Source organism: Allobosea sp. P4_E12 (genome assembly GCF_056401655.1).
The window spans coordinates 112,853-134,599 of sequence record NZ_JBFUIY010000018.1; the positions used below are offsets into that span (position 1 = coordinate 112,853).

Here is a 21,747-nt window from a genome sequence, read left to right on the forward strand (position 1 = left end):
CTGGAGAGGGCGCTCAAAGGTCGGTGCTCTGGGGTAGGATCACCAGGTCCCGGATGGTGACGTTTCGCGGCCGGGTCAGCATGAAATGCACGGCCTCGGCGACCTCCTCGGCTTCGATCAGGCCGCCCCTGGCTCGTTCCGCTTCAAGCTTCTCCTGCGGCCAGTCGGCGATGAGGGCGGTCACGACCGGACCCGGCAGGACTGCCCCGACGCGCAGTCCGTGCGGAATGACCTGGCGCCGCAGGGTATGAACGAAGGCCTGCACCGCGTGCTTGGAGGCGGTGTAGATCGGCTCCCACACCACGGGCACAATGCCGGCGATAGAACTGGTGACGAGAATATCGCCCGTCTTGCGCGCGATCATATGTGGGAGCACCGCATGGATGCTGCGGAATACGGCGTTGATATTGAGATGCAGCATGCGATCCCAGGCGTCGGGATCGCCCTCGCTGACCGACCCGCCGACATAGGCTCCGGCATTGGCGTGGAAGATGTCGAGCTCTCCGGCCCGCTCGAGGATCTGCGACATCATGCCGGAGACGGAGGCCGGATCGGCCAGGTCCACGACGAGCGGTATGGCCTCGGCGCCGAGAGACTCGGTGACACGGCCCAATGCTTCACTGTCGCGATCGACGAGAACGACGCGCGCGCCAGCCGCCAGCAGCCGTTTCGCGCAGGCCAGTCCGATCCCCGATGCGGCGCCGGTAATCGCGGCGACCTTTCCGGCCAGTTCCTGAGTCACGTCATCGCCTCCGACACGGCATGATCTTTCGTCTCCTGCAGCAGATCGCGCGCCGCGCGCGCGGCTGCCTGCAGCGTTTCAAAGGCAGCGAAGCGCCTGTCGTGTACCCGGGCGATGTCGCCGCCGACCGGTGCGAAGACACTGGCGCCCGGTGCCATCTCGACCATGGCTTGCGCGAGGTCCTGGAAGTTTCCGGCCGCCGTCGCACCAAGCATCGCGGATCCGAGAAGGACGGGGTCGACATCCTCGGGAACGAGCACGGGCAATCCGGCACAATCAGCGAGCATTTGCCGGATCAGCGGAGCGCGACCGGCGCCGCCGCTGAGCACGATCGCATCGATCGTTGCGCCCTTGGCGCGGCTGACCTCGATGATCTGCCGAAGGCCGTAGCCGATGCCCGTCAGCCCGGCGACATAGAGCGCGACGAGATGGTCCAGATCGCGCTCCATGCCCAGGCCGGCGATCAAGGCCCGCGCCTGCGGATCGGCATGCGGCGATCGGTTCCCGAGAAAATCCGGCACGACGACGAGACCCTTCGCAAGACGTGCAGCCTCCGAAAGGTCGGCGGCGCTCGTCGCCGCGCGCGCGGCGAGCCAGTCTGGCAATGAGCAATGGTCCGCCGCCGCGCGCTGCTGCGCCTCCGGCGCGGCCGGATGAAATCCGATCAATTGTTCGATCGCGGCGCCGGCGCCGGATTGACCGCCCTCGCTGAGCCAGAGATCAGGCGCCATCGCCGAGAAGTAGGGGCCCCACACACCGGGAATGAAGATCGGCTCGCGGCTGCTTGCCATGGTACAGGCGGAGGTGCCGAAGACATAGGCCATGCGGGTTAGTGCCGTGCCGTGCGACGAGCGCACACCAACCGAGCCGACACCGCCGGCATGAGCGTCGATCAAGCCCGCCGCTACGGCAGTGCCTGGCTTCAGCCCGAGTTCGGCAGCTGCCTCTTCGGTCAGCCCCTGTGCGAGGGCAGTGCCTCCGGGAACGATCTCCGTGCCGATGCGGGCAAAGCCATCGTCGCCGAGATCGCCGAGCCCGATCTGGTGGAAATAGCCTGCGTCCCAGCGCGCTTCATGCGCGAGATAGGTCCATTTGCAGGTCACCGTGCAGGTCGAGCGCGCCAGCGAGCCGCTTGCCCGCCAGGTCAGGAAGTCGGCGAGGTCGAGGAACTGCCACGCCGCATCGTAGGTGGCCGGCAGGTTCTCCTTGAGCCAGAGCAGCTTGGGCGTCTCCATCTCGGGCGAAATCGTGCCGCCGACATAGGCGAGCACCGGATGGTTCGTGCGGTTGATGCGTTCGGCCTGATCCAGCGCACGATGGTCCATCCAGACGATGATGTTGCGGCCCGGATCGCCATGGGGACCGACGGGCAGCGGCACGCCGTTCTGCCCGAGCACCACCAGCGAGCATGTCGCATCGAAGCCGATGCCCGCGATGGCCTCCGGCGCGAGCTGTGCCATCGCCATGGCCTCGCGGACGCAGGCGCAGACCGCATTCCAAATGTCAGCGCTCGATTGCTCGGCGATGTCCGGCCCGTCCCGATAGAGCGCGATGCCACGCTTCGCCGTCGCGAGCATGCGCCCGCTCGGGTCGAAGATTCCGGCGCGGGCGCTCGCGGTGCCGACATCGATGCCAATGAAATGCTCGGTCATATCCTCGCGATCCTGTCGGAAGGGGCGGCATCGGCCGCCCCGTGCAGAGCGGTCAGGCTGCGGCGCGATTTGGCGACCCGGCACGCGTCCCATCTGGATTGCGCAAGTAGACGCCGCGCTCGAGTTGCTGGCGGCGTAGGTCCTCGATGTCGATATCGGCCGGCGGGCGGTTGCCGCGGACCGAGATCCTGGCGGCGCGCCCGGCCGCCTCGCCCATTGCCATGCAGGTTGCCATGACGCGGATCGCGCCCATGGCCTCGTGTGTCGCAGAGATGCTGCGTCCGGCGACCAGCAGATTGCCGATCTTCTGCGGGATCAGTGAGCGGTATGGAATATCGTAGCAGTCGCCGCACCAGATCAGGGTACAGCCGTCGTCGGACGGGCGGTGAATATCGATCGGATAGCTCGCCACCGCGATCGCATCGTCGAAATGGCGACAGGAGAGGACGTCGTCCTGCGTCATCACATATTGGCCGATGATGCGGCGTGTCTCGCGGATGCCCAGGAAAGGCGCGGTCTTGGTGAAATAGGCCTTCTCGAAGCCCGGCACGTAATTGACGAGATAGGTGACGATATCGTCGATCTGGGCGCGACCTTCGATCTCGCCATTGGTCAGGCTGCGGGCGTTGGTTCCATCCGTGCCCTTGACGCGGGTCATGTTGATCCAGACCTCGCCCTTCTTCAGACCGGTGATGATGATGGTCCGCTCGTTCGGGATCTGCAGGCCGCGCTCGGCCTTGGCCTTGGCCATCAGCTCACGCATGCCGACGACGATGAACTGCCGGTTCTGGCCGAAATACTCGGCGGGAATGAAGTCGGTGAGGTAGGTGCGTGCTTCCGGCGGAGCATTTGCGATGCTCATCCGAAGCGCATCGGTGTCGACGCCGGCCAGGCAGAACATCAGCGTCGGCGGCTGCATGCCGCCGTCGGCATTGCCCTTCTCCGTGGGCACGCCGGCGCTGTAGGCGACGTCGGCATCGCCGCTGCAGTCGATGACGACCTTGGCGAGTATGGCGATGCGGCCGGTCTTGCTCTCCGTGATGACGCCGCGAATGATGTCGTTCTCGACAAGCGCGCCGGCGAAGAAGGTGTAGAACAGCACATCGACGCCGGCCTCGGTCAGCATCTCGAGCGCCACGGTCTTGACCGCTTCGGGTTCGACCAGCGTGATGCCCATATGCAGCGGGCAGGGCCGATGCTCGCTCGCGCCATCCCGCTCATTGCGCAGGCGTTCGATGAATTTCTGCGGCAGTCCGTCGATGATCTGGTTGCCCTTCTGGCCGAGGAAACCGAGCACCGGCAGGCCGATCGTCATATTGCCGCCGACGAAACTGCGGCTTTCGATGAGCCCGACGCGGAGACCGTCTTCGGCTGCGGCCAGGGCAGCGGTGATTCCGGACGGCCCGCCGCCGACGACGAGCACGTCATAATCGGCTGAAACGGGGATGGAGCGCGCCGGCTCCTCGATGAAGCGAACCCCGGTGGTGGACATGAGGCGATTTCCTTCCATTGGCATCGTTCGATCGTGGTGCGGGGCCGGCGCCGAGGCGCCGGCCGTTGTCGTTCAATCAGGCCGGCATCATCGGCTTGACGCGCTCGATGATGGCGCCGACTGCGTCCTTGACGGGCTTGCGTCCGAGCACGGCGAGTTGGACCTCCTCAAGGAACGTCGCCTGCGCTCGGGCCGCCTCGGGAAATGGCGGGAAGGCGCCGCGCGCCGTCGCCAGCACCCTGGCTTCTGTGGCGGCGAGAGCGTTTTTGGCCTTCAGGCTTTCATCGGCATAGGTCGAGACGCGCACCGGGCCATTGCCGTTGACGGCCATGCCGAGCGTCACGCGCTTGCTCGACACTTCCCTGATGAAGCTCCAGGCCAGCGCCTTGTCCTTGGCATTCTTCGGGATCGACATCGCCCAGGCTTCGACCACGGAGGCCATCGGCATCTTGCCCTTGAGCCCGGCGGCGATCGGGAACTCGACCGCCTTGATCTTGCCCGCAAATTTACTCTGCTCGGGATTGTTGAGCTGCGCGCCGCGGGCGAAAGGCAGGACGGTGAAGGCGGCACGGCCCTGTTGCAGCCAGGTCACCTGATCGTCGTTCTTGGTCGTCGCATAGCTGCGCGGCAGGCTTCCGGATTCGAACATGCCGCGCAAAGCCGCGAGCCCGCTTTCCAGAGCGGCACGGTCCGGGACCAACTTGAGATCAGGACTGATGAAGTCTCCGCCATAGGCGCGGGCAAACATCACGGGGAAGACGGCGAGATCGCTCGCCAGCACCATGCCGGTTACCGGCGTACCGGCCTTGGAGGTGAAGGTCGTCTTTTTGGCCTGCTCGATCAGCTCTTCGAGGGTCGTCGGCGGCGCCGAGATCCCGGCCTCATCGAGCAGGGCCTCGTTGTAGAACAGGCCCTGCGTCGCATGACGCACCGGGATGCCGATCAGCTTGCCGTCGACCGTCATGCCCTGCACGAGACCAGGCGCGATATCGCCGAAATCCTCGATCGGGTCCTGCTTCTGAAGAGCGTCCAGCGGCTCGAACAGGGCGGCGATCTGAGAGGTCGGCCGGTTGTCGATGAGATAGCCAACCCCGTACTCGGTCTCCTTCAGGCTCGCCTCCCGGAAGAGTCGGTCCTGCAGCGGGTTGGAGTCGAAGGTGGTGAAGGTGATCTCGGCATCATTGGCCTTGCGCCAGTCCTTCAGCAGGTCACTGTCGCCGCTGCCGAGCACGGTCTGATGGACCTTGTGGCTCAGCACGTTCAGCGTCTTGCCGGCGGCCAGGGCAGGCCCGGTTGCGAGCGCGGCCGCGGCGCCGGCAGCGCCGGCCATGAAACCGCGGCGTGTCACGTCTGTTGCAGGCTTGTTCGACATGGCTTCCTCCCTTTTTTGATTGGCTACCCCTTCGTCGAACCGGCGGTGAGGCCGGCCACGAGATAGCGGTTCATGAAGACGACGAAGAGCAGGACGGGCACGAGCTGCACCGTCGAGGCGGCAAAGAGGATCCCCCAGTCGACGCCGTCGATGGAGCCGATCATCTCCGAGATGACGAGCGGCGCGGTCTTGGCGCGCGTCGCCGTGAAGATGAAGGCGAACAGGAACTCGTTCCAGGAGAAGACGATCACGAAGACCGCGACGGCGAGAACGCCCGGCATCGCCAGTGGCGCGATGATCTTGCGCAGGATCGTCATGCGGCTGGCGCCGTCGATCGAGGCAGCCTCGTCGAGCTCGCGCGGGATCTGGTCCATGAAGGTGCGCATCAGCACCGTCCCGAGCGACACGAAGAAGGTCGCGTAGAGCAGGATCAGCACGAGATGGGTGTCGCTGAGGCCGAGTGCGTTGACGATCGGGAACAGCGGCAGCGTCACCACGATCGGCGGGATGAGGCGTACGACGATCAGTCCGACGATGCTGGCTCCCAGCCATCGGCTGGAATGGCGGGAATAGACATAGCCCGCACAGGCGCTGGCGATGATCGCGAGCAGCGTCGCGCCGACCGTGATCAGCAGGCTGTTCAGCAGAGCTTCGAAGAAGACACCCCAGGACCGCCAGAGTTCGGCGTAGTGCTTCAGCGTCGGCGTGAAGAGCCATTTCGGCGGAACCGCGAAAATGTCCTGACCCGGCTTCAGCGACGAAACGGCGATGAAGAGGATCGGAAACAGCGACCAGAACAGGATCGCCGCGACGGCGAGAGCCTTGCCGGCCCCGATGAGGAGACGCTCAGTGCGCATGGGAGAGGCCTCCCCGTCGCAGCAGAAGAACATAGCCGGCCGCGAGCAGCAGCGAGACCACGACCATGATCCAGGCGGTCGCCGCCGCCGACCCGAAGGCGTTGAAGCTGAACGCCTCCTGATAGAGATAGATCGCCACGACTTCGGTCGAGCGCGCCGGTCCGCCCTTGGTCAGCAGCCACGCCTCCGAGAACAGGCGGAAGGCGAAGATGTAGCGGAAGAGCAGCGCGATCAGCATCGCCGGGCCGAGCAGTGGCAGTGTCACACGCCGGAAGGCCTGCCAGCGCGTGGCTCCGTCGATCCGCGCCGCCTCGTAGAGCTCGGCGGGGATGGCGAGGCGTGCCGCATAGACGATCACGAAGGTAAAGGGCAGATGCAGCCAGACCGTCAGCAGCCCGATCAGCACCATGGCGTGCGACGGTTCGAAGGACCAATCCAGCGTCGGCAGGCTCAATGCCCGCAAGGCCAGCGTGACCGGCCCGGCATCGGGATCGAACAGGAAGCGCCACATCACCACGGCGGTGACCTCGCTGACGGCATAGGGCGCGAGCACGGCGACGAGAAGGAAGCGGCGAAACGGCAGGCCACTGGCGAAAAGCAGCGCCATGCCGAGCCCGACGGCCAGTTCGAGGTGGACGGCCACGACGACGAGCACGACCGTGTTCAGCAGCGCGCTGTGAAAGGCCGGGTCCGCGAGGACACGCATATAATTCTGAAGCCCGACGAAGCTCGGCGCCTGGCCGAAGCTCGAGGTGTTCAGGCTGAGCCACATCACATAGAGCGACGGCAGCACGATCACGCTCAGGATGAGCAGATGGACCGGCGCGAGCAGCGGCAGAATCCGTGCCGTTTTTTCAGGCTGCACTCTTTCCTCCAGGACTTCTTTCGATCCAGGCTCTCTTGGCCCGGTGGCGCGGACATGGGGTTGTCCGTCAATGCATGGCTTTGGGCGCAGAGATCGCCGTCTCCGGGTTCAGAAGCGGTTCGGGGCTATCGCTGTCGCGACCATCGTCCGCCGCGGGCACGAGATCGCGGACGGACTCGCGGACCTGCAGGCTGGTCTGCAGTACGATGCGCTGCGGCGCCGAGCCGTCGCCCGCCATGCGCGCGCGCAGGCGCTGCCAGGCGGCTGCGGCGATCTCCGCGATCGGCTGCCGAATTGCGGTGAGGCCGGTCTTGCGCGCGCTCATCCAGGGATAGTCGTCGAAACCGACCACGGAGACCGGATCGGGAATATCGACCCGCAGACGGGCCAGCGCCGAGAGCGCGCTGAGCGTCGTGACGTTGGTCAGGGCGATGACTGCGCTCGGCCGCCGGTGTCGCTCGAGCCAATGCAGGAAGGCGCCGGCCCCGCGCTCGGCATTGGAACCGAGTTCGATGACGGTCGGCTCGTGGCCGATCGTCGCACGAATCAGGTCGCAGGCGCCGCGCGTGCGCTCGCGGATCGGTGAAATTCCGAGGCTTGAGGCGGCGACGACGATGTCACGATGACCCCTGCCCAACAGATGCCTTGCCGCGATCTCACCGGCTTCTCGATTATCGATTGCGACCGTGTCGACGATGCAGCCTTCGGGCGGCACGCGATCCGCGAAAACCATCGGCAGGCGACCGATCTCGCGCTCGAGTCCTGCGGGCATGCCGTCGCTGCAGGGAATCGCGATCAGGCCGGAAGGGCGCCAGGCCAGCAGGGCACGCAGCCGCGATTGTTCCAAAGCGATGTCGTCACGCGAATTGGCGACGATGATGTCATATCCGTCCGCCTGCGCCATCACTTCGAGCTGCGAGACCAGGGAGGTGAAGAACACGTCGTCCAGATCCGGAACGAGTACGCCCACGACCTTTGCCTGGCCCGAACGGAGCTGAGAGGCAGCGCGGTCGACTTGGTAGGACAGCTCGCGGGCCGCCTTCTGGACCCGCTCCTGGAGATCGGCATTGACCGGCTTGTTGCCGCTGAAGACGTTCGACACCGTGGCGATAGACACGCCAGCGAGCGCCGCTACCTCCTTGATCGTGACACGTTTCGAGCTCACCGCATGGCCTGTTAAACGTTTTACAGTAAAACGTTTAACGGAGCGCGCGCGTTGATGCAACTGCCTTTCACATGGCTCCCTGTGGCCGGGGGCCAGGCTTGAGCGGGTCGGCCAAGGCTCCGTGCAACGGAGCCCGAAGCTCAGCGATCCAATCCCTTGACATCTGGGGTCCGTCCTATCTGGCACCCTGTGTGCATGGCGCGCCGCTCTGCCGCGCTTATAGCGACGACCTGCGGCTTGCCGGCCATGAGATCATCCTGAAGGGCGGCCAGATGGGGCCCGCAGGATTTCTTTGCGAGGGCTCGCGGGGGTATTCTTCCCAAGGTAGCCAATCGCTCCCCGCGCGGCAGATATCGGAATACGGAGCGCTCAACCGCCTGAGAGAGCGACGGGCCTTGGCAGGACGCCGTTCGTTGCAGCCAATCTGTTCAACGACGCTCGGGGGCGTTCGAAACTGAGCCGTCCGCGCTTGAAGCCAGTGATGGGCTCGGCAATCTCTGCCAGCGCATCGGTTGGGGTCTTGGCATCGAGAATGACAAGATCCGCGGGATTCCCAACCGCGATCCCGTAGTCAGGCAGCCGCATCAGCCGCGCAGGCAGCGTCGTGATCAGGTCCAGACAGCACGGAAAATCGCCCGGCCCGCATTGCGCGACATTGGCATAGAGATTCGCCATGCGGAGCAGCGAACAGTCACCGAAAGGGGTGAAGGGATTGAGAACGTTGTTGGTCGCGATCGAGCAGACCACACCTTGCGCGGCGAGACGATGGGCTGGTGCGAGCCCGCGCGGCTGAGCGTAGGCCGATTGCCGCCCCATCAAATACAGGTCTGTCGCCGGGAGCACAGTCAGTGCAACTCCGGAATCGGAAAGCCGGTGCCCGATCACAGCCAGCGTTTCCGGATCGACCATCGATAGTTTGCTGACATGGCCAATTGTGACGCGACCCTGCCAGCGATGGTGCTCAGACTGGCGGCAGACTTCGTCGAGATGCATCCAGCTCGGATCGAGGTCGAAGTCGAGATGGAAGTCGAGGTCGACGTCAAATTCCCTTGCCAGTGCGAAGAGACGGTCGATCTGGGCAACCGGGTCGGTATCAGTATAGGGGCAGCCGCCGAGGAGGTCGGCGCCATCGCGTAACGCTGCAAGCAGCAGCGCCTCCGTGCCCGGGTCGTTGGTCAAGCCCTCTTGTGGGAAGACGCAGATCGAAAGATCGAGCGCCCAGGCATAGTCGGTTCTCAAGGCCTTGATCGCCTGAAAGCTCCGAATCCCGGCACGGAGATCGACCTCGACATGAGTGCGCATGCGGGTCGTGCCCTTCGCGATTGCCTTGTCGAGCACGCAAGCGCCGCGCTCGTAGACATCGGTCACGCTAAAGTCCCGTTTCATCGCGGCCACAGCCGCAAGGGCGTTGCTGAGCCCGCCATGGGAGTGGCCGCAGCGGCCAAGCAAGCAGGCCTTGTCGAGATGGATATGGCTGTCGACGAAACCTGGCACGACAAGGCGGCCACCGACGTCATGGGCCGGTGCATCGGTGACGAGATTTGGTGCCATGGCGACGATACGACCGGCGCTGACTCCGATGTCCTGCGGCCGCTCGCATCCCGCAATGGCGGCCTGGCGGAAGACGAGATCGAGAGCTGTGTCGGACGGCATGATGCTGCTTCGGAATCGGCATTGAATGGATCGAAAACATGCATGCACTTAATGTGCCGGGATGATGCTCTCCGACGCACCGCCGTTGAGCCATGGCTGCGGCGAGGAGGGGAAGGCGCGAGAGGAGGCGAGATAGTCAGGCGTCGCCATGAACCCGTGGGGGTCACGGGCCCCCGAGCCAGGCGCCTGGCTCGGGGGCCCGCTGTCGCCGGGATGTCTGGAACGAGAATGTTGCCTCGATCCTGCAGCCGCACGGCATCGCCGCGGGCAGCGCTATTCCGCTGCGTCCAGGCGCCGCTTGCGGACGGTGGATCGCGTGACCGGCGCGTCAGCATAGGGCGCCAGGATATCCATGATGTCGCGGCCGCGGGGCTTGGCCTGCGCGACGAGGGCCCGCTCCGCCACCGAATCGAGGTGGTGATGCATCAAGCTCATCACCTTCTCCGCATCGCCGCTTTCAAGCGCATCGATGAGCAGGCGATGCTCATTGATTGCGCATTCCGAGGAATGCGGGCGGCTGAACAGCGATAGCGTCAGGCAACAGCGATAGGCGATCTCGCTGACATAGCGGATCATGATCGCGCTTTCCGTCATGGTGGCGAGAAGGATGTGGAATTCGGTGGCGAGCCGGATCGAGACCGCGTCGGGCCCACCGCGTGCCGCGTCTTCCTGATCGATATGAGCGCGTAGCGCCGTGAGCTGGGCCTTGCTCAACCTGCCTGCGAGCTGGCGCACGACGAGGCGCTCGAGCTGGATCCGAATATCGAAGGTGTCGCGCGCCTCTTGCCAGCTCGGGGTGGCGACGACGGCGATGCGGTTGCGGCGTAATTCCACCAGGCCCTCGGCCGCGAGCTGGCCGAGCGCGTGGCGCGCGATCGTGCGGCTCACGCCAAAGCGTTCCCCGAGCGCATCCTCCGGCAGTTTGGCGCCAGGCTCGAGCGCCTGCTCGATGATCGCACGCCGCAACGCCCGGCAGATCGTTCCGACCTTGTCCGATGGGCTGTCTTCGGCCTTGTCGCGCGCCATGTCCCGTGTCCGCGTGTGAAGCCACCCCTCTTAGCGCCTCGGTTCCAAACTCTGCAATCTGCTCGGATCGGGAGCCGCCGGATAGAATACAAGATGGCATCATGATTGCATGCACTTTTGGGAATGAACCTCGCGATAGCCACACTCCCTATCGTCTCGGCTCCTGATGCGATCATGGCACAGGGCACCATGACACGGCCGGGCTCGGCGATCGAACTGTCGCAGACGAGCGTCACCTTCGGGCGGGGCGCAAACGCCGTTCCCGCCTTGGCGGAGACGACCCTGCGTATCCAGGACGGTGAGTTCCTCGCGCTGGTCGGCCCGTCGGGTTGCGGCAAGTCGACGATCCTGAAGCTCGTCAGCGGGCTCGTGCAGCCGACGACGGGCGTCGTCATCGTGGGTGGCCGCGAGGTTGCGGCGAAGGCGCTCAGGATCGGGATGGCATTCCAGAACCCGACCATGTTGCCCTGGCTGACGATCGAACAGAACGTCATGTTGCCCTTGAAGATCGTCCAGCCTTTCCGCTCGCGTTATCGGCGGGAGAAACGCGCTGCTTTCCGCGACAAGGCGCATGCATTGCTGGCGCAAGTCGGATTGCAGGGATTTGCCAGCAAATATCCCTGGCAACTCTCAGGCGGCATGCTTCAGCGGGCCAATCTTTGCCGAGCGTTGATCCATGAGCCGCGCATGCTGCTGCTCGATGAGCCCTTTGGCGCTCTCGATCAGTTCACGCGCGAGGAACTTTGGGCGATCCTGCAGGATCTTTGGCTGGCTCACCGTCCGACCGTGCTGCTGGTGACGCATGATCTGCGCGAGGCCGGATTCCTGGCGAGCCGCATCTGCGTGATGAGCGCGCGGCCCGGCCGCATCCTCGACGACAGCGAGGTTGCGTTTGCGCGCCCGCGCACCATCGCCATGAGCTTCGAGCCGGATTTCGTGGCGCTGAACCAGCGCTTGCGTGACTTCATTGTTGATGCCCGCTCGGCGCCGGCAAGCCAGGACGGTGCATGAGATGAGCGAGTTCAAGCGCAAGTTCTGGGCAGCGGCGCTGATCGCGCTCTTCTTCGCGTCCTGGGAGCTGTTCTGCCTGCTCGCGGGCGTGTCGGACCTGATCCTGCCGCGGCCAAGCCAGGTCTTCGCTACGCTTCTCGCGCGCTTCCCTGTTCTCTGGCCCCATATCCTGCAGACGCTGGCGACGACGATGGCCGGCTTCGTCCTCGGCGTCCTGCTCGGGGTCTTCCTTGGTGCGACGATCGGGGTGTCGCGCACGGCCTATGACACGGTCTATCCGCTACTGATCGGCTTCTCCTCGATCCCCAAGGTCGCGGTCGTGCCGATCTTCGTGCTCTGGTTCGGCTCCGGCACAGTCCCGGCCGTGCTGACCTCGCTCGCGATGTGCTTCTTCCCGATCGCCGTCAATATTGCGACCGGGCTTGCCACCACCGAGCCGGAAATGGAGGACGTGCTGAAGGCGCTCGGCGCCAGCAAGCTCGACATCCTGTGGAATGTCGGCCTGCCGCGGACGATGCCGTTCTTCTTCGCCTCGCTGAAGGTCGCGATCACCTATGCCTTCGTCGGCACCGTGCTGGCGGAAACCGTCGCCTCCAATCGCGGCATCGGCAACGTGATGATGAGCGCCTCGTCGAATTTCAACGTGCCGCTGGTCTTTGCCGGGCTCTTCATCCTCGCCGGCCTGGGAGTCGCGCTCTACGCCGCGTTCTCGCTGATCGAGATGCGTGTCACCGGCTGGGCCAATCGCAAGAACGACTTCGCTGCCGCCTGATCCAATTCGTATCAACCAGAGGGGACATGAGGATGCTCAAGACGTTGACCGCGACGCTGTTCGCAGGCCTTGCACTGGCCAACTCCGCCATGGCGCAGGAGACGACGCTCAAGTTCACGCTGGGCTGGAAGACCCAGGGCTCCGATGCGGTGTTCTTCGTCGCCCGTGACAAGGGCTACTACAAGGCAGAGGGCTTGAACGTCGTGATCGACCAGGGCGAGGGTTCGGGCGCGACGGTGACGCGCATCATGGGCGGCGCCTATGACGCCGGCTTCGGCGACGTCAACGCCATCATCCAGAACGCGGCTGCCAAGCCGGGCGAAGCGCCGGTGATGGTGTACATGATCTGGAACCGGCCGCCCTTCGCCATCTCGAGCAAGAAGGCGACCGGCATCACCACACCGAAGGACCTCGAAGGCAAGACATTGGGTGGGGCACAGGGCACCCCGACGACCCGGCTGCTCGAGGTCTTCGCCCGCAAGAATGGCCTCGACATCAGCAAGATCAAGCTCTCGAACATGGCGCCCAACCTGCAGGAGCCGCTGCTGATCAAGGGCGATGTCGACGGCGCGCTCGTCTTCAACATCACCGGCTACTTCAACCTGCTTCTCAACCGGCAGGATCCCGACAAGGATTTCAACTGGCTGAGCTTCGGGGATTACGGGCTCGACCTCTATTCCAACGGGCTGATGGTCTCGCAGAAGCTGCTGAAGGATAACCCCAAGGCGGTGGCAGGGCTCGTTCGTGCGACCAACAAGGCCATGATCGAGATCGCTAAGGACCAGGCCCTCGGCATGAAGGGCGTGATGAATTTCGACAATCTCGTCAACGAGGCTGTCGAGAAGAAGCGGCTGCAATACTCCTTCAGCGAACTGATCGTCTCGCCGGAAATGAAGGAAATCGGTGTCGGCGACACCAAGGACGACCGCATGGCGCGCGCCATCGACATCATTGCCGAGGGCTATCAGCTCGCCCGCAAGCCGAAGCCCGAAGAGATCTTTTCGCGCCAGTTCCTTCCGCCCAAGGCGGAGCGCGAGCTGGTCTACACGGCAAATTGATCGGCCATGGCGGCAGGGCGGCGCGATCGGCACCGTCCTGACCGATCCGTCGCTGGTTTGTGACCAGGCGTCGGTGATTGTTTTCTATGCTCGTCAACGTCGCATGACACAGGGAGATTCTGCCCTTCGCGATTACTGGTGCGCGCCGCGGTCGTGGCTACGCGGGCTGTACAGTCCCGACGTCGCGCCCGATCTTCGTGTAGATACCGGCGCCGATCATGCCACCATCGACGGCGAGATCCGTGCCGGTGATGAAGCGGCTATCGGGTCCGAGCAGGAACATCACCGCGCCGGCGATCTCGTCCGGGTCGGCACCACGCGCGAGTGGCGTCATCATCCGGTTCCCTTCGAAGAAGGCGGTTGCGCGCTGAGCGTCGTAGCCTCCGTTGGGCTGATTGATCATCGGGGTATCGACCAGCCCCGGGCAGATCGTGTTCACCCGAATTCCCCGAGCCGCCAGTTCGATGGCAGCCGCCTTCGCGAGACCGCGCAGCCCCCATTTGCTGGCGGTGTAGGCGGCGCTGAAATAGCCGGTGAGGCCAGCCGTGGAAGACACGTTCACGATCGACCCGCCGTCGGCCATGTGCGGCGCCAGGTGCCGGATACCCAGGAAGGCGGCATTGAGGTTGACGTTCAGCACGGCCAGCCACTCGTCATGCGTGGTCTCCGTAACGGTCTTGCGCAGCGTGATGCCGGCGTTGTTGACCAGCCCTGAGAGCGAGCCTCCGAGTGTGCCGGCTGCGGCGAGGATCTCGGCCCAGGATTCCTCCCGCGATATGTCGGCCGTGACGACACTCAGCCTGTCCGCTGTGTCGCCGAGCACTGACCAATGCGGGTCGTCGGGGCCAAGCACGTCGGCGACCACGACCTTCGCGCCGGCCGCAAGAAGGCGGGACACCTCGGCAGCGCCTTGCCCCCTTGCCCCACCGGTGACGACGAAGACCCGATCCTGCCAGAAGGACGAACTCATGACCTGCCGATGCCTCCGTCGACACCCAGAACGTGGCCGGTGATGTAGCCGGCGGCATCGGAAGCGAGGAAGCTCACGGAATCCGCGATCTCTGTCGGCTGCCCCATGCGTCCGAGTGGCGTCCGACCAAGATAGATCGCCTTCTGCTCGGGATCGGCATGCATCCATGCGCTCATCGGGGTCTCGATATAGCCGGGGGCGATGGCGTTGACGCGAATGTTCAGGGGGCCCCACTCGATCGCGAGACAGGACGTCAGATGCGCGATTGCGGCCTTGGCAGCAGCATAATGAGCGCAGTTGGGCCGGGCCTTCAGGCCGGCATAGCTTGAGAGGTTGACGATCGAACCACCGCCGCCGTCCTTCATGACCCGCGCAGCGGCCTGTGCCCCGAAGAATGCCGCCGTCAGATTGACGTCGATCGACTTGCTCCAGTCATCGACCGTGATGTCGAGTGCGGCCTGGCGTTCCAGGAAGCCCGCGTTGTTCACCCAGATGTCGATGCGGCCGTGATCGGCTGCGATCTGCGCGACGGTATCCTGCAGGGCGGCCGTATTCGCGATGTCGACGATCCGGCGATCGATGCCGGCCGACCCTGGTCCGTCCTGGCGGTCGAGCGCAACGACCCTGGCGCCTTCGGCATTCAGCTTCGCGCAGATGGCTGCTCCAATGCCGCCGCTCGCGCCGGTCACGACGGCGATCTTGCCCCGATGGGCCTTCTGGCAATCCTGCATGGTTCCCGTTCCTGGAAGAATGGGCCGCACGCTGTGCGGCCCGGTTGGTCAGCGACCGCTGCGGATCTGGCTGAGGGGGACGCCGCGGGTTTCGCGGATCATGATGGCGGCGATGACGGCGAGGGCGCCGAGGACCATGATGTAGAGCGAGAACACCCAGGACAGTCCGATCGAGCTCAGCCAGGCGTTGAGATAAGGGGCCGTGCCTCCGAAAATCGCGACCGAAAGCGACGACAGGAAGCCGACTCCGAGCGCCCGCTGCTGGGTCGGGATCTGCTCTGCGATCAGGGTCGGGTAGATCGAGGCGATGATCGCCCAGACGGCCAGGCCGATGCCTTGAGAGAGGAAGAGGGTCCAGGGCTCGTTTGTCAGAATCGCTGCGACCGGGATCGGAGCCAGGATCAGTCCGAGCCCATAGATGAACACCATCGGCTTGCGGCCGACCTTGTCTGCGAGGTGCCCGAACAAGGGCAGCAGACAGAGAACGACGAGTTGAGCGAGCAGGCTCGCGATGAGGGCTCCGCGGGCATCCATTCCGCGCGCGGAGATCGCAAAGCTCGGAGCGAAGGTCACCCAGGTGTAGTAGGCGACATTGGAGCCGGCCGAGAAGAAGACCACCTTCAGCAGGATCTGGAGTTTGTCGCGGCCATTCATCGGCGCGACAACCGCAGGTGTGGCTTCGTCCGCGTCATAGACCGGGGACTCATGCGCGGCGCGGCGCATGTAGAGCGCGAACAGACCGAGGATACCACCGAAGGCGAAGCCGAGACGCCAGCCATAGGCCATCATGTCCGCCGGCGAGAATAGCGACGTCAGCACGATACCGAGGAGGGTCGCCGCCATGACGCCGAGCGTCACGCTGATGAAGACGCTGCTTGCCCAAAGGCCGCGCCTTTCGGCGGGAGCGATCTCTGCAACATAGGCATAGGAGACGCCGGACTCTCCGCCATGCGCCAGGCCCTGCAGCAGGCGTGCGATCAGCAACAGCGCCGACGCCCAGATTCCGATGCTCGCGTAGGAGGGGATGAGGGCGATCATCAGGCTGGCCGCAGCCATCGTCGACATCGTCACGATCAGGGTGTTCTTGCGGCCGATCCGATCGCCGAAGCGCCCAAAGATGATGCCGCCGATCGGTCTCGCAACGAAACCAACCGCAAAGACGGCGAGCGTCGAGAGCAGCGCGGATGTGGAGTCCGTCTTCTCGAAGAAGTTGGCTGCGAGATAGACGGCGAAGGTGCCATAGAGCGTCCAGTCGAACCACTCGAGCAGATTCCCGACGGCGGCGGCTCGGAGCGACTGGAGCGATTTGCTCCTAGCGACACGATCGTGCGGACGCGCGGCCTCGCCGCCCGCCAGAATATCGGCTGACATGAATTCCTCCCTGGTGGCTCTTTGGCCGTTCTGTTTAGAGATGGGTCGAGAACCAGCGCGCTGCCGCGCTGCTCGTCGTCTCGAAATGCTGCTGGTAGGCGGAGTAATGGCCGCCCTGGAGCAGCAGCAATTCCTTGGGCTCGCGCGCCTGGGTGAAGGCGTCGAGTTGAAGATCGGTCGGCGTCTGAAGGTCGTTGTCGGCAACGATCATCAGGAGCGCTGCGGGCCCGATCCGCGACACCCATTGACCTGGCTCGTAGCTGCGCGCGAGTTCGAGAGATCGGATGGTCACTTCGTTGCGCCATTCGGGGCAGCGCGCGGCCTGTCCGATCATGTAGTCGTATGATTCCGCGCCGGGATAGGCGACGTCCGGCCCTTCATCCTGCCCGACCTCGCGCATCGTGCCTGGCGGTTGTCCGTTCAGGCGCGCCAACCGGTCATCCGCGAAAAAGCGCTGGAGCGTCTCGGCGTGGCGCGGATGGACCTTCCGCAGGCCGGACAGGTAGCCGCTGATCGTCGGAACCTGGCTCACGACGCATTTCACCCGGCGATCGGTGGCACCGACTACGAGGACATGGCCTCCGCTGTAGCTGGTTCCCCAGATCCCGATGCGCTGCACGTCGACGTCGGGGCGCGAACAAAGATAGGTGACCGCAGTCCTATAGTCCTCCTGCTGCCAGGCGGGATCGATCTCCTGGCGGGGCAGTCCGGAGCTCTTGCCGAGCCGCCGATAATCGAAGGTCAGGCAGGCGATGCCCTGTGCCGCAATGATGCGGGCATAGTCCTCGAGATCACCGCCCGCGACCATTCCCCAGCCGTGTCCGAGGGCAACGGCGGGAAGCGGTCCGCTCGTCGACGGCAGATGGAAGGAGCCGCGAATGACATCCTCACCGGCGCGAAATTCCACGGGGGTGGTTGAAACGTCCATTCGCCTGTCCTCCTGATCCGCCTTGGCGCTGGCTGCGGGAGCGGATGTATTTTCAAGAGGTTTTGGCGAATGGTGCCTCTTGATCAACGCCGCAAAACAACTTTATCAATCGGTATTCCCGATTGATCAGGCGCCATGGATCTCCGCAAACTCGATTGCTTCCTGGCCGTGGCTCACCGGCTGCACTTCGGCCAGGCCGCCGAAGCACTGGGCGTGAAGCAATCCGTCGTATCGGAGTCGATCAAATCTCTCGAGAGCCATCTCGGAGGTCGGCTGTTTGAGCGGACGAGCCGGCGCGTATCGCTCACAGCTCTCGGGCAAGCTCTGCTGAAGGATCTCGAACCGCCGGTCAATGCTCTCAGGGCGGCGCTTGGCGATGCGCACAAACGCGCTCAGGGCCAGCAGACGGAATTGCTCGTCGGCTATCTCGGCGGTGGATTCTACGAGCTCACATCGGCGGTGGTTGCGGAATTCGCGCGCTCTCGTCCCGACATCTCGCTCCGCTTCGTCGAGCTCAACTATCTGAACCAGGGATCGGCGGTCCTGGACGGCAAGGTCGACGTGGCGCTGGCGCGGCTGCCGCTTGCGACACACAGCCTGACGCGAGGCGCCATTCTCTTCCAGGATGCACGCACGCTCGTTGTGCCGAGCGGACACCGCCTGGCGGCCAACAAGCTGGTGGATCCAGAAGAGCTGCAATACGAGCGAATGGTCCGATTGCCCGCCGGCGCAGCGTCCGACGAGTGGTGCAACTATCATTTTCCGCGTGTGACCCCGTCGGGGCAGGCCATCGCCGACGGTCCCGAGATCGCGACGGTGCGAGAAGGGCTGGTCGCGGTCGCAGCCGGCCAATGCGTCATGACCTTGACCTCGCGAGCCCGGAACTACTTCGCCCATCCTGGCGTCGAGTTCATCGAGATTGATCTGCCGCCGATCCAGAGCGCCCTGACCTGGCGCACTTTCGATCACCGCTCAGGGCCCCGAGATCTCGAAATGGCGGCAAGGGCCGTCGCCGCCCGCCTCGGCACGCTCGCCCTTGCAGAAGGCCCGCGCTGATCGGGGCGGCCTCGCAATTCCGGTCTTCCCGGGGCCTGGCGATCAGCTCTCGTCGGCCAGGGGGTGCAGGTCGCGCACCATGCTCTTCAGGCGCTCGTCGAGGACATGGGTGTAGATCTGGGTCGTGGCGATATCGGCATGGCCGAGCAGTTCCTGCACGACGCGAAGATCCGCACCGTTCTGCAGCAGATGGCTGGCGAAGGCGTGGCGCAGCACGTGCGGGCTCAGCGCCGCGGATAAGCCGGCTGCCCCGGCCAGCATCTTGAGGTCGCGGCCAAAGGCCTGGCGCGTCAGATGCCCACTCTCGCCGTCGGACGGGAAGAGCCAGCGGCCGTCCGCGCTTCCAGCCTGGCGCAGGGCCTCCAGATAGCTGCGTGCGGCCTCGCGGGCAGCGTCGTTCAGCGGCACCAGCCGGTCCTTGTTGCCCTTGCCGCGCACGACAAGGAAGCGCTCGCGCGTCGTTGCCGCTGAGAGCGGCAACGCCATCAGTTCGGACACGCGCAGGCCCGTGGCGTAGAGCATCTCGATCAGGCAGCGCATGCGCAGGGCCTTCGGCCGTGCCGCCGGGGTAAGACCATCGCGTTCGCTGAGGAGCCGCGCCGTCTCGATCAGGCGATCGACATCGGCGACGGAAATGACCTTGGGCAGCGGCCGGCCCTGCCTTGGTCCGTCGATCGCGGCGGAGGGGTCGGCGCCCGTCAGCCCTTCCGTATAGAGGAAGCGATGGAACTGGCGCACCGCGGAAAGCCGGCGCGCCGTCGATGACGCCTTCAATCCACGGGCTGCAAGATCGGCGAGCCAGTCCCGGATGTCCTGGGCGCCGATGGAGCCGAGGTCGCCGCGGCCGGCGATGAAGCCGGTATAGTCGTCGAGGTCGCGCTCATAGGCCTCGAGCGTGTTCTTCGCCGCGCCGCGCTCCGCCGCGAGCATGTCGAGAAAGGCCGTGATCCGGCTGCGCGCCAGCCGGCTCATCGCTGCTGCAGCTTGGACGGTGGCACGATCTCGACCATCTCGCGCTGCTCGGGCTGGACGAAGGTGACCAGCGCGATCATTCCGGCGAAGATCAGCCCGCCGACGATGGCGAGAAAGGCGATGAATCTGAAGAGGGTCGGCACGGGCCGGATGTCTCCTGGAACCTTGCCCCGATTCAGGACTATCCGGTTATTCCCGATGCCTGGCGGTTCGCGCAAGTGCAGACCGGTTCATCAGCGTCGTGAGGGCATGACGTCGGCTGACGGCTCATGCTAGACCGGCTGCGAGGAAATGCCGCGATGACAATAGCCGACCCCATCGAGAACCTGGACAATTCCGAGTTGCGCAGTCTGCTCGGGAAGCGCGCAGTCGTGCTTGTCGGCATGATGGGCTCGGGCAAGAGTTCCGTGGGGCGGCGGCTGGCAACGCGGCTCGGCCTGGCTTTCGTCGACGCCGACGTCGAAATCGAAACTGCGGCCGGCATGACGATTCCCGAGATTTTCGCGCAGCGCGGCGAAACCGAGTTCCGTGACGGCGAGAGACGCGTCATCAGCCGGGTTCTGGCGACACGCGCGCCGCTGGTGCTCGCGACCGGGGGCGGCGCCTTCATGAACGCGGAAACGCGGGAGCGCATCATCGAACTCGGCATCTCGATCTGGCTCAAGGCGGATGCCGATGTGCTGATGCGCCGGGTGCGCAAGCGCTCCAACCGGCCCTTGCTGCAGACTGCCGACCCTGAAGCGACGATGCGGCGGATGCTGGCGGAGCGCGAACCGGTCTATGCACTGGCTGATGTAACGGTGACCTCGCGCGATGACCCCCATGAGGTCGTCGTCGAGGAGGCGATAGTCGCGCTCGATCGCCATTTGCGTTCCCTTGAGAGCCTTTGAGCTGCTGAGAGCGAAGACATGATCAAACCTGCGAACGAGAAGTCCGGCGCGCGGATCGTGGTTCCCGTTGCGCTCGAAGGGCGCAGCTACGACATCCATATCGGCCGCCACCAGCTTTGCGAGGCGGCGAGCCTGATCGCCAGCTTCGCGCCTGGCGCCAAGGCGGCGCTGGTCACCGACGAGCATGTCGCCGGCCTGCATGCGCCCGCCTTCGAAACCTGCCTCCAACAGGCCGGCGTCGCGACCACGCGGATCGAGATCCCGCCCGGCGAGGCATCGAAATCCTATGCTCGGTTCGCGGCGCTTTGCGACGCGCTGCTCGCTGCGAAGATCGAGCGCAACGATCTCGTCATCGCCTTTGGCGGCGGTGTGGTCGGCGACCTGACCGGTTTCGCGGCGGCCGTGCTCAGGCGCGGCGTGCGCTTCGTGCAGATCCCGACGACGTTGCTGTCGCAGGTCGATTCCTCGGTCGGCGGCAAGACAGGGATCAACTCCTCGCATGGCAAGAACCTGATCGGCGCCTTCCACCAGCCAGCCCTGGTCATTGCCGACACGGCGCTGCTCGATACGCTGAGCGAGCGGGAGTTCAAGGCTGGCTATGCCGAGGTTGTGAAATACGGGTTGATCGGCGACCCGAATTTCTTCGACTGGTGCGAAGTCAACTGGAGCCGCATCATTGCAGGCGGACCCGAGCGCGATCATGCTGTCGCCGTGTCCTGCCGCGCCAAGGCGGCGATCGTGGCACGGGACGAACGCGAGGAGGGGGACCGCGCCTTGCTCAATCTCGGCCATACCTTCGCTCACGCGCTGGAGCGCCTAACCGGCTATGACGCGAACCGGCTGGTGCATGGCGAGGCGGTGGCGATCGGTCTTGCGCTCGCCTTCCGCTTCTCGCAGCGGCTCGGCCTTTGTTCCGGACAGGATGCAGGGCGGGTCGCGGCGCATCTCGATGCCGTCGGCCTGCCGAGCCGATTGCAGCAGGTGCCGGGCGGGGCCGGCAGCACGGAGGAGATCGTTGCCGCGATGACCCAGGACAAGAAGGTCAAGCGCGGCGTGCTGACCTTCATCCTGGCGCGCGGCATCGGCAAGAGCTTCATCGCGCCGGGCGTCGCGGCGGACGAGGTCAGGGACTTCATCGAGGCCGAGCTCGCGGCCGCCTGAGCA

21 protein-coding genes are annotated in these 21,747 nt (G+C 64.9%); 6 read left to right on the forward strand and 15 right to left on the reverse strand.

Annotated elements, in window-relative coordinates; genetic code table 11:
• Window positions 1-13 precede the first annotated feature (13 nt).
• From AC1DW9_RS22580 to AC1DW9_RS22620, 9 genes are all read right to left on the reverse strand, one after another.
• The gene (locus AC1DW9_RS22580) at window positions 14-742 is read right to left on the reverse strand and encodes an SDR family oxidoreductase (RefSeq protein ID WP_441492499.1); all 729 of its coding nucleotides are present in this window, start codon (window positions 740-742) and stop codon (window positions 14-16) included.
• The gene (locus AC1DW9_RS22585) at window positions 739-2,394 is read right to left on the reverse strand and encodes an FGGY-family carbohydrate kinase (RefSeq protein WP_476775512.1); all 1,656 of its coding nucleotides are present in this window, start codon (window positions 2,392-2,394) and stop codon (window positions 739-741) included. The genes AC1DW9_RS22580 and AC1DW9_RS22585 overlap by 4 nt, the downstream gene beginning before the upstream one ends.
• A 52-nt stretch (window positions 2,395-2,446) precedes the next feature.
• Window positions 2,447-3,886, reverse strand: coding sequence for an FAD-dependent oxidoreductase (locus tag AC1DW9_RS22590; protein ID WP_476775511.1), 1,440 nt, complete (start codon window positions 3,884-3,886; stop codon window positions 2,447-2,449).
• A gap of 76 nt (window positions 3,887-3,962) precedes the next feature.
• Window positions 3,963-5,258, reverse strand: coding sequence for an ABC transporter substrate-binding protein (locus AC1DW9_RS22595; RefSeq protein WP_441505733.1), 1,296 nt, complete (start codon window positions 5,256-5,258; stop codon window positions 3,963-3,965).
• A gap of 23 nt (window positions 5,259-5,281) precedes the next feature.
• Complete coding sequence (locus AC1DW9_RS22600; RefSeq protein WP_441505732.1) at window positions 5,282-6,115, reverse strand: carbohydrate ABC transporter permease; 834 nt, start codon at window positions 6,113-6,115, stop codon at window positions 5,282-5,284.
• Window positions 6,105-6,980 carry a carbohydrate ABC transporter permease gene (locus tag AC1DW9_RS22605; RefSeq protein ID WP_441492504.1) on the reverse strand — a complete coding sequence of 292 codons (876 nt, stop codon included), beginning with the start codon at window positions 6,978-6,980 and terminating at the stop codon, window positions 6,105-6,107. Before AC1DW9_RS22605 ends, AC1DW9_RS22600 begins: the two co-directional genes overlap by 11 nt.
• A 67-nt stretch (window positions 6,981-7,047) precedes the next feature.
• Complete coding sequence (locus AC1DW9_RS22610; protein WP_441505730.1) at window positions 7,048-8,145, reverse strand: LacI family DNA-binding transcriptional regulator; 1,098 nt, start codon at window positions 8,143-8,145, stop codon at window positions 7,048-7,050.
• A gap of 369 nt (window positions 8,146-8,514) precedes the next feature.
• Window positions 8,515-9,798 carry an amidohydrolase family protein gene (locus AC1DW9_RS22615; protein WP_476775510.1) on the reverse strand — a complete coding sequence of 428 codons (1,284 nt, stop codon included), beginning with the start codon at window positions 9,796-9,798 and terminating at the stop codon, window positions 8,515-8,517.
• 273 nt (window positions 9,799-10,071) lie between these two features.
• Window positions 10,072-10,824, reverse strand: a complete 753-nt coding sequence (locus AC1DW9_RS22620; RefSeq protein WP_441505728.1) for a GntR family transcriptional regulator — start codon at window positions 10,822-10,824, stop codon at window positions 10,072-10,074.
• A 174-nt stretch (window positions 10,825-10,998) separates the two neighbouring features.
• On the opposite strand from AC1DW9_RS22620, the gene AC1DW9_RS22625 reads away from it, so the two are divergent.
• From AC1DW9_RS22625 to AC1DW9_RS22635, 3 genes are read left to right on the forward strand one after another with little or no spacing between them, the layout of a single operon-like run.
• Window positions 10,999-11,835 carry an ABC transporter ATP-binding protein gene (locus AC1DW9_RS22625; RefSeq protein WP_441505727.1) on the forward strand — a complete coding sequence of 279 codons (837 nt, stop codon included), beginning with the start codon at window positions 10,999-11,001 and terminating at the stop codon, window positions 11,833-11,835.
• A gap of 1 nt (window position 11,836) precedes the next feature.
• The gene (locus AC1DW9_RS22630) at window positions 11,837-12,607 is read left to right on the forward strand and encodes an ABC transporter permease (protein ID WP_441505726.1); all 771 of its coding nucleotides are present in this window, start codon (window positions 11,837-11,839) and stop codon (window positions 12,605-12,607) included.
• Window positions 12,608-12,639: 32 nt separating this feature from the next.
• Entirely contained in the window at window positions 12,640-13,665 is a 1,026-nt protein-coding gene (locus tag AC1DW9_RS22635; protein ID WP_441505725.1) for an ABC transporter substrate-binding protein, read from the forward strand.
• Between the two features lie 157 nt (window positions 13,666-13,822).
• On the opposite strand, the gene AC1DW9_RS22640 is transcribed toward AC1DW9_RS22635, so the two are convergent.
• From AC1DW9_RS22640 to AC1DW9_RS22655, 4 genes are read right to left on the reverse strand one after another with little or no spacing between them, the layout of a single operon-like run.
• Complete coding sequence (locus AC1DW9_RS22640; protein ID WP_441505724.1) at window positions 13,823-14,635, reverse strand: SDR family NAD(P)-dependent oxidoreductase; 813 nt, start codon at window positions 14,633-14,635, stop codon at window positions 13,823-13,825.
• Complete coding sequence (locus tag AC1DW9_RS22645; protein WP_441505723.1) at window positions 14,632-15,366, reverse strand: SDR family NAD(P)-dependent oxidoreductase; 735 nt, start codon at window positions 15,364-15,366, stop codon at window positions 14,632-14,634. The genes AC1DW9_RS22640 and AC1DW9_RS22645 overlap by 4 nt, the downstream gene beginning before the upstream one ends.
• A 48-nt stretch (window positions 15,367-15,414) precedes the next feature.
• Window positions 15,415-16,737, reverse strand: a complete 1,323-nt coding sequence (locus tag AC1DW9_RS22650; RefSeq protein WP_441505722.1) for an MFS transporter — start codon at window positions 16,735-16,737, stop codon at window positions 15,415-15,417.
• Window positions 16,738-16,771: 34 nt separating this feature from the next.
• On the reverse strand, window positions 16,772-17,752 hold the full coding sequence (locus tag AC1DW9_RS22655; RefSeq protein WP_441505721.1) for an alpha/beta hydrolase: 981 nt from the start codon (window positions 17,750-17,752) through the stop codon (window positions 16,772-16,774).
• Between the two features lie 48 nt (window positions 17,753-17,800).
• On the opposite strand from AC1DW9_RS22655, the gene AC1DW9_RS22660 reads away from it, so the two are divergent.
• Window positions 17,801-18,721 carry a LysR family transcriptional regulator gene (locus AC1DW9_RS22660; RefSeq protein ID WP_476775509.1) on the forward strand — a complete coding sequence of 307 codons (921 nt, stop codon included), beginning with the start codon at window positions 17,801-17,803 and terminating at the stop codon, window positions 18,719-18,721.
• Window positions 18,722-18,763: 42 nt separating this feature from the next.
• On the opposite strand, the gene xerD is transcribed toward AC1DW9_RS22660, so the two are convergent.
• Both xerD and AC1DW9_RS22670 read right to left on the reverse strand, forming a co-directional pair.
• On the reverse strand, window positions 18,764-19,693 hold the full coding sequence (gene xerD, locus AC1DW9_RS22665; RefSeq protein ID WP_476775508.1) for a site-specific tyrosine recombinase XerD: 930 nt from the start codon (window positions 19,691-19,693) through the stop codon (window positions 18,764-18,766).
• Complete coding sequence (locus AC1DW9_RS22670) at window positions 19,690-19,836, reverse strand: histidine kinase (protein WP_441492512.1); 147 nt, start codon at window positions 19,834-19,836, stop codon at window positions 19,690-19,692. Before AC1DW9_RS22670 ends, xerD begins: the two co-directional genes overlap by 4 nt.
• A gap of 156 nt (window positions 19,837-19,992) precedes the next feature.
• Between AC1DW9_RS22670 and AC1DW9_RS22675 the strand changes: the two genes are divergently transcribed.
• The gene (locus AC1DW9_RS22675; protein WP_441492513.1) at window positions 19,993-20,583 is read left to right on the forward strand and encodes a shikimate kinase; all 591 of its coding nucleotides are present in this window, start codon (window positions 19,993-19,995) and stop codon (window positions 20,581-20,583) included.
• 18 nt (window positions 20,584-20,601) lie between these two features.
• Window positions 20,602-21,744, forward strand: a complete 1,143-nt coding sequence (aroB, locus tag AC1DW9_RS22680) for a 3-dehydroquinate synthase (protein ID WP_441505718.1) — start codon at window positions 20,602-20,604, stop codon at window positions 21,742-21,744.
• Window positions 21,745-21,747 lie beyond the last annotated feature (3 nt).